We start from the raw sequence: 7,855 nt of genomic DNA, 5'->3' as shown, positions 1-7,855 counted from the left end.
CCCACCGCAAACCGCCAGCCAAACCCTTGCCGTGATGTTTAGCGCATCACCTTATCGCCGCGCGCCAGTCCCACGATCCCGGACCGGGCCACCTCAACGATAACCCCCACGTCGCGAATGGTGGACAAAAAGGCGTCCAGCTTATCGCTGGCGCCCGCCAATTGGACGGTATACAGCGACGAGGTCACATCCACGATCTGGCCGCGGAAAATATCGGCGCAGCGTTTCACCTCCTCGCGCGCGGCGCCCTCGGCCTGCACCTTCACCAACATGATTTCCCGCTCGACATGAGTGCCCTGCCCTTGCCCAAGCTCGCTGACGCGCAGTACATCCACCAGCTTATGCAGCTGTTTCTCGATTTGCTCCAATACCTTGGCGTCGCCCATGGTCTGAATGGTCATCCGCGACAAGGTGGGATCGTCGGTCGGCGCCACGGTCAGGCTCTCGATATTGTAGCCGCGCTGGGCAAACAGCCCGATCACCCGCGATAACGCGCCCGACTCGTTTTCCAGCAATACTGATAAAATCCGGCGCATGATCAGGTCCTCTCCGTTTTGCTTAACCACATTTCGTCCATGCCGCCGCCGCGAATCTGCATGGGATAGACATGTTCCGTACCGTCAACCATCACATCCACGAACACCAGACGATTCTTCTGCGCCAACGCCTGGGCCAGCTTGCTTTCCAGCTCGTCCGGGGACTGAATGGAAATACCCACGTGCCCATAAGCTTCCGCCAGTTTAACGAAGTCCGGCAGAGATTCCATATAGGATTGGGAATGCCGGCCGGAATAGATCATATCCTGCCACTGCTTCACCATGCCCAGATAACGATTGTTCAGACTGACCACCACCACCGGCAGGCCATACTGCAGCGCCGTCGACAGTTCCTGGATATTCATCTGGATGCTCCCGTCGCCGGTAATACAGATAACCGTCTCGTCGGGCAGCGCCAGCTTAACGCCCAGAGCGGCGGGCAGCCCGAAGCCCATGGTGCCCAGGCCGCCCGAGTTGATCCAGCGGCGCGGCTGGTCAAATTGATAATACAGCGCGGCGAACATCTGGTGCTGGCCGACATCCGAGGTCACATAAGCCTTGCCGCCGGTCAGGCGGAACAGGGTTTCGATCACCGCCTGCGGCTTGATTTTGCCGCTGCTGTGATCGTAATCCAGACAATGACGGGCGCGCCACTGCTCGATATCCCGCCACCAGTCGCGCAGCGCGTCGAACTGCTGTGGGTTATTATCCCCCTGCTCCAACAGCTCCAGCATCTGCGCCAGCACCTGGCGCGCATCGCCGACGATGGGTACATCCGCCGTGACGGTTTTGGAAATAGAGGCCGGATCGATATCGATATGCAACACCGTGGCATCCGGACAGTATTTTAATAAATTATTGGTGGTGCGATCGTCAAAACGCACCCCGACGGCGAAAATCACATCGGCGCGGTGCATGGCCATATTGGCTTCATAGGTACCGTGCATTCCCAACATGCCCAGGCTCTGGCGATGGGTGCCGGGGAAACTGCCCAGTCCCATCAGCGAAGAGGTGACCGGAATATTGAGTTTTTCAGCCAGCAAGCGCAGTTCCTGATGACAACCCGCGGTTATCGCGCCGCCGCCGGTATACAGAACCGGGCGCTCCGCGGCCAGCAGGGTTTGCAGCGCGCGGCGTATTTGCCCTTTGTGGCCGTGTACCGTCGGATTATAGGAACGCAAAGAAACCGAATCCGGGTACATATAAGGGAATTTATTCGCCGGATTAACGATATCCTTGGGCACGTCAATCACCACCGGGCCGGGTCGGCCGGTGGCGGCCAGGTAAAAGGCCTTTTTCAGGATGCCGGGAATATCTTCGCTCTTTTTCACCAAAAAGCTGTGTTTAACCACCGGGCGGGAAATACCGACCATATCGCATTCCTGAAAGGCGTCGAAACCGATAAGCGAACTGGCCACCTGACCGGAAAGCACCACCAGCGGAATGGAATCCATATAGGCGGTGGCAATGCCGGTAATGGCATTGGTGGCGCCGGGACCGGAGGTCACCAGCACCACGCCCACTTTACCGGTGGCGCGGGCATAGCCGTCGGCCATATGGACCGCGCCCTGTTCGTGACGCACCAGGATATGCTCAATCCCACCTACCGTATGCAACGCATCGTAGATGTCCAGTACGGCCCCGCCGGGATAACCGAATATATGCTTCACGCCCTGGTCGATTAACGACCGGACCACCATCTCGGCTCCTGACAACATCTCCATGGGTTTGCCTCCAGGCTTACGTAGGTTCTTCGCAGCGGCCACAGGCCGCTGTCGCTTGGCACAGGGAAGGAAAATGCTGCCCCTGAAATATTTTTGTTATTAATTTATGACCGGTAACGATAACGCCAGATGATAAGCCAGGCAAATAGCAAAAATCAGCACGCCGCCATGGATAATAATTTTTACCCTGGCCGATGCTGTTTTAACGCTATAAAAGACTGCCTTTAGCGCATCTGAAACTCCACCTCACTGCCTGGAGCAATAATAACAGCATGTTGCTTTTTGCATTACATCATCACGAAAAGGGGACCGTGATAAGCTTTGCGTATGAAATATTGACACGATGCGATGAATCCTGTACCAATAAATACCATTACTCATTCAGAACTGGGACGCTGATCCAATATGTTCACTTCTTTCCGTCTACTAGGCCTACTACTACTCGCACTGTCGATGCGCGGTACGCTGGTACACGGAGTTTAGAACTGACTCATTCGTCCCAGCTAGAGAACCCGCGCACAGCGCGGGTTTTTTTTTGCCTGCGCTGCCTGTACTGAAACTGCGTTCAAAAAAACCAAGATAGGATTAATCATGAGCCAACAAGTTATTATTTTTGATACCACGCTGCGTGACGGTGAACAAGCATTGCAAGCCAGCCTGAGTGTGAAAGAAAAACTGCAAATTGCCCTGGCTCTGGAAAGAATGGGTATTGATGTGATGGAAGTGGGGTTCCCGGTCTCCTCGCCGGGCGATTTTGAATCAGTGCAGACCATTGCCCGCCACATCAAGAACAGCCGGGTTTGCGGCCTGGCACGCTGCGTGGAGAAAGATATCGACGTGGCCGCCGAAGCGCTGCGCGTTGCCGAGGCTTTCCGAATCCATGTGTTCCTGGCGACCTCCACGCTGCATATTGAATCCAAACTGCGGCGCAGTTTTGATCAGGTCATGGACATGGCGGTGCAGTCGGTAAAACGCGCGCGCAACTATACCGACGATGTCGAATTTTCCTGTGAAGACGCCGGCAGGACCCCGATCGACAATCTGTGCCGCATCGTCGAAGCGGCGATTAACGCCGGCGCCCGCACCATTAATATTCCCGATACCGTCGGCTACACCACGCCGATACAGTTCGGCGGCATCATCACCTCCCTGTATGAGCGCGTGCCCAATATTGATAAAGCCGTTATTTCGGTGCATTGCCACGACGATCTGGGCATGGCGACCGGCAATTCCATCGCCGCGGTCCAGGCCGGCGCCCGGCAGGTCGAAGGCACGCTGAACGGCATCGGCGAACGCGCCGGCAACACCGCGCTGGAAGAAGTGATCATGGCTATTAAAGTGCGCGCCGATTTTCTGGGCGTACACACCAATATCAACCATCAGGAAATCTACCGCACCAGCCAGATAGTCAGCCAACTGTGCAATATGCCCATCCCGGCCAACAAGGCGATAGTGGGCGCCAATGCCTTCGCGCATTCCTCCGGCATCCATCAGGACGGCGTGCTGAAAAATCGCCAGAACTACGAAATCATGACGCCGGAAACCATCGGCCTGAAGGAAGTGCAGTTAAACCTGACCTCACGCTCCGGCCGGGCGGCGGTGAAACACCGCATGCAGGAGATGGGCTATCAGGAGCAGGATTATAACCTGGACGAACTCTATACCGCGTTCGTCAAGCTGGCGGATAAAAAAGGCCAGGTGTTCGATTACGACCTGGAGGCGTTGGCGTTTATCAGCAAGCAGCAGGAAGAACCCGAACATTTCCGGCTGGACTATTTCAGCGTCCAGTCCGGATCCAACGATATGGCCACCGCATCGGTCAAGCTGGTGTGCGGCGAGGAAACCAAATCAGAAGCGGCAACCGGCAACGGCCCGGTGGACGCGGTCTACCAGGCGCTGAACCGCATCACCGGCTATCCCATCACGTTGCAGAAATATCAGCTGACCGCCAAAGGCCACGGCCGCGACGCGCTGGGCCAGGTGGATATCGTGGTGGATTATCACGGACGCCGCTTCCACGGGGTTGGCCTGACCACGGATATCATCGAATCCTCCGCCAAGGCGATGATACATGTGATGAACAGCATCTGGCGCGCGCGGCAGGTCGAAATCGAGCTGCAGCGCCTGCAAGGACAAAACAATAAACGGGATTATCAGGAAACGGTGTGAACATGAGCAAGACATATCATATAGCGGTATTGCCGGGCGACGGTATTGGCCCTGAAGTCATGGCGCAAGCCTATAAAATCTTAACCGCCGTGCGCCAACGCTTTGACGTACGCATTACCACCAGCGAATACGACGTCGGCGGCGCCGCCATCGATCGCCACGGCAACCCGTTGCCCGCCGCCACGGTAAACGGCTGCGAGCAGGCCGACGCGATATTGTTCGGCTCGGTGGGCGGCCCGAAATGGGAACACCTGCCGCCGGAACAGCAGCCTGAACGCGGCGCGTTGCTGCCGCTGCGTAAACACTTCAAACTGTTCAGCAACCTGCGCCCGGCGCGGCTGTATCCGGGGCTGGAGGACTTCTGTCCGCTGCGCGCCGATATCGCCGCGCGCGGGTTTGATATCCTGTGCGTGCGCGAGCTGACCGGCGGCATCTATTTCGGCCAGCCCAAAGGCCGGGAAGGTAGCGGCATGCATGAGCGCGCGTTCGATACCGAGGTTTACCACCGCTTCGAAATCGAGCGTATCGCGCGCATCGCGTTTGAATCCGCGCGCAAGCGCCGCGGTAAAGTCACCTCGATCGATAAGGCCAACGTGCTGCAAACCTCGATTTTGTGGCGCGAAATCGTCAATGAAATCGCCCGGGATTATCCGGACGTGGCGTTGGCGCATTTGTATATTGATAACGCCACCATGCAGTTAATCAAGGACCCGTCCCAGTTTGACGTGCTGCTGTGCTCTAACCTGTTTGGCGATATCCTGTCCGATGAATGCGCGATGATCACCGGATCGATGGGCATGTTACCCTCCGCCAGCCTCAACGAACAGGGCTTCGGGCTCTACGAACCCGCGGGCGGTTCCGCGCCGGACATCGCCGGCAAAAACCTGGCCAATCCGGTGGCGCAAATCCTGTCCATCGCGCTGCTGCTGCGCTACAGCCTGGGCCTGGATGATGCCGCCGACGCCATTGAACAGGCGGTAAACCAGGCGCTGGAAGCCGGCCACCGCACCGCCGATCTGGCCGGCGACGGCGCCGCGGTGGGTACCGATGAGATGGGCAGCATTATCGCCGGTTATATTACTCAGGGGGCATAAATAGTATGGGCAAGTCGTTATATCAAAAATTATATGATGCGCATGTGGTCTACGAAGCGCCGCAAGAAACACCTTTATTGTATATCGATCGCCACCTGGTGCACGAAGTGACGTCGCCGCAGGCGTTCGACGGCCTGCGCGCCATGGGCCGCCCCGTGCGCCAGCCGTCAAAAACCTTTGCCACCATGGATCATAATGTCTCCACCCAGACCCGGGACATTAACGCCAGCGGCGAGATGGCCCGTATCCAGATGCAGGAATTGATAAAAAACTGCGCGGAATTCGGCGTCCAGCTGTATGACCTGAACCACCCTTACCAAGGTATCGTCCACGTGATCGGTCCCGAGCAGGGCATGACCCTGCCGGGCATGACCATCGTCTGCGGCGATTCCCATACCGCCACCCACGGCGCCTTCGGCGCGCTGGCCTTCGGCATCGGCACCTCGGAAGTGGAGCACGTACTGGCCACCCAGACCCTGAAACAGGGCCGGGCCAAAACCATGAAAATCGAGGTCACCGGCCACGCCGCCCCTGGCATAACCGCCAAGGACATCGTGCTGGCGGTCATCGGTAAAATCGGCTCAGCCGGCGGCACCGGCCATGTGGTGGAATTCTGCGGCGAGGCGATAACCTCCCTGAGTATGGAAGGCCGCATGACGCTGTGCAATATGGCGATAGAAATGGGTGCCAAGGCTGGACTGGTGGCGCCCGACGATACCACCTATGCCTATTTGCAGGGCCGCCAGTTCGCGCCGAAAAGCGATAACTGGCTGCATGCGGTGGCCTATTGGAACACCCTGAAGTCCGACGACGATGCGGTATTCGACAGCGTGGTCACCCTGCGCGCCGACGATATCGCGCCGCAGGTGACCTGGGGCACCAACCCAGGTCAGGTGATCGCCATCAACCAGATTATTCCGTCGCCCGACTCGTTCAGCGATCCGGCGGAACGCAACTCCGCCGCCAAGGCGTTGGCCTATATGGATTTGCAGCCGGGCATTCGCCTGACCGATGTGGCGATTGATAAAGTGTTTATCGGTTCCTGCACCAACTCGCGTATCGAGGATTTGCGCGCGGCGGCGGCTATCGCCAAGGGACGCCGCGTCGCCACCGGCGTGCAGGCCATCGTGGTGCCCGGTTCCGGCCCGGTCAAGGCCCAGGCGGAAGCCGAAGGCCTGGACAAAATCTTTCTCGACGCCGGTTTTGAGTGGCGCTTGCCCGGCTGTTCCATGTGCCTGGCGATGAACAACGATCGCCTCAATCCCGGCGAGCGTTGCGCGTCCACCAGCAATCGTAATTTCGAAGGCCGCCAGGGCCGCGGCGGCAGGACCCATTTGGTCAGCCCGGCCATGGCGGCGGCGGCGGCGGTTACCGGTCATTTTGCCGATATTCGTGAATTGAATTAAGGAGACAGCTTTATGGCAAAATTTACGCAACACACCGGGCTGGTGGCGCCGCTGGATGCCGCCAACGTGGATACCGACGCCATTATTCCAAAGCAGTTTTTACAAAAAGTCACCCGTACCGGTTTCGGCCAGCATCTGTTTAACGACTGGCGTTTTCTCGACGACGCCGGCCAGGTGCCCAATCCCGACTTTGTGCTGAATAAACCGCGCTATCGCGGAGCCAGCATTTTACTGGCGCGGGAAAACTTCGGCTGCGGCTCGTCGCGCGAGCATGCCCCCTGGGCCCTGGCCGATTACGGCTTCCAGGTGGTGATCGCGCCAAGCTTTGCCGATATCTTCTACGGCAACAGCTTTAACAGCCAACTGCTGCCCATCGCCTTGCCGGCGGAGCAGGTGAATGAACTGTTCACCCTGGTCGCAGCCAATGAAGGCGTTACCTTCACGGTGGACTTGGAACATCAGCGGGTGCTTGCCGGTGATAAGATCTATGCGTTTGAAATCGATGCATTTCGCAAGCATTGTATGGTTAACGGCCTGGATAGCATCGGTCTGACGCTGCAGCATGAGGGATCGATTGCGGATTATGAGGCAAGCCAGCCGGCGTTTTTACAATAAATGAGAGGCGGTAATTCGCTTTGTTCGCTTTGGCCGTGGGCGGCGTTGGTGGGCTGGGCGGATGGATTTTGCCGTGGGCGGCGTTGATTGGCTGGGAGCGGGTTTCACTTGCCGTGGGCGGCGTAGGTGGGCTGGGAGCGGGTTTCACTTGCCGTGGGCGGCGTAGGTGGGCTGGGAGCGGGTTTCACTTGCCGCGGGCGGCGGCGTTCCCTGTTGCCTGGTGCAGGCAAGCGATGAGAGGGCCGCTAGCCCGGCCCTCTCAACTCCCGGGCTGCCGGCAGATCGTGCGCCGCTGCGCGGTCCCTGGCGGC

The 7,855-nt window shown here is 58.2% G+C and carries 6 protein-coding genes; 4 read left to right on the top strand and 2 right to left on the bottom strand.

Annotation, left to right across the window (positions count from 1 at the left end):
• Positions 1-38: 38 nt before the first annotated feature.
• Together ilvN and ilvI are read right to left on the bottom strand one after the other, a co-directional pair.
• Positions 39-536: an acetolactate synthase small subunit gene (ilvN, locus tag VGC33_RS18335; RefSeq protein WP_331122216.1), complete on the bottom strand. Its 498-nt coding sequence runs from the start codon at positions 534-536 to the stop codon at positions 39-41.
• 2 nt (positions 537-538) lie between these two features.
• A complete protein-coding gene (gene ilvI / locus VGC33_RS18330) occupies positions 539-2,260 on the bottom strand; it encodes an acetolactate synthase 3 large subunit (RefSeq protein ID WP_331122215.1) in 1,722 nt (573 codons plus the stop codon).
• A gap of 591 nt (positions 2,261-2,851) precedes the next feature.
• Between ilvI and leuA the strand changes: the two genes are divergently transcribed.
• From leuA to leuD, 4 genes are read left to right on the top strand one after another with little or no spacing between them, the layout of a single operon-like run.
• On the top strand, positions 2,852-4,429 hold the full coding sequence (gene leuA, locus VGC33_RS18325; protein WP_331122214.1) for a 2-isopropylmalate synthase: 1,578 nt from the start codon (positions 2,852-2,854) through the stop codon (positions 4,427-4,429).
• 2 nt (positions 4,430-4,431) lie between these two features.
• Positions 4,432-5,523: a 3-isopropylmalate dehydrogenase gene (gene leuB / locus VGC33_RS18320; protein ID WP_331122213.1), complete on the top strand. Its 1,092-nt coding sequence runs from the start codon at positions 4,432-4,434 to the stop codon at positions 5,521-5,523.
• 5 nt (positions 5,524-5,528) lie between these two features.
• Positions 5,529-6,929 (top strand): 3-isopropylmalate dehydratase large subunit, encoded by a 1,401-nt coding sequence (gene leuC, locus VGC33_RS18315; RefSeq protein ID WP_331122212.1) that lies wholly within the window; start codon positions 5,529-5,531, stop codon positions 6,927-6,929.
• Between the two features lie 12 nt (positions 6,930-6,941).
• Positions 6,942-7,544 (top strand): 3-isopropylmalate dehydratase small subunit, encoded by a 603-nt coding sequence (gene leuD, locus VGC33_RS18310; protein WP_331122211.1) that lies wholly within the window; start codon positions 6,942-6,944, stop codon positions 7,542-7,544.
• Positions 7,545-7,855: the final 311 nt, after the last annotated feature.

Source organism: Acerihabitans sp., from assembly GCF_036398755.1.
Taxonomy (GTDB): Bacteria; Pseudomonadota; Gammaproteobacteria; order Enterobacterales; family Enterobacteriaceae; genus Acerihabitans.
This window is presented reverse-complemented; position numbering and strand designations above follow the sequence as displayed.

Bases quoted from the DNA above. Each gene is read 5' to 3' on its own strand.
- ilvN (WP_331122216.1), bottom strand. From the start codon at position 536: ATGCGCCGGATTTTATCAGTATTGCTGGAAAACGAGTCGGGCGCGTTA.
- ilvI (WP_331122215.1), bottom strand. From the start codon at position 2,260: ATGGAGATGTTGTCAGGAGCCGAGATGGTGGTCCGGTCGTTAATCGAC.
- leuA (WP_331122214.1), top strand. From the start codon at position 2,852: ATGAGCCAACAAGTTATTATTTTTGATACCACGCTGCGTGACGGTGAA.
- leuB (WP_331122213.1), top strand. From the start codon at position 4,432: ATGAGCAAGACATATCATATAGCGGTATTGCCGGGCGACGGTATTGGC.
- leuC (WP_331122212.1), top strand. From the start codon at position 5,529: ATGGGCAAGTCGTTATATCAAAAATTATATGATGCGCATGTGGTCTAC.
- leuD (WP_331122211.1), top strand. From the start codon at position 6,942: ATGGCAAAATTTACGCAACACACCGGGCTGGTGGCGCCGCTGGATGCC.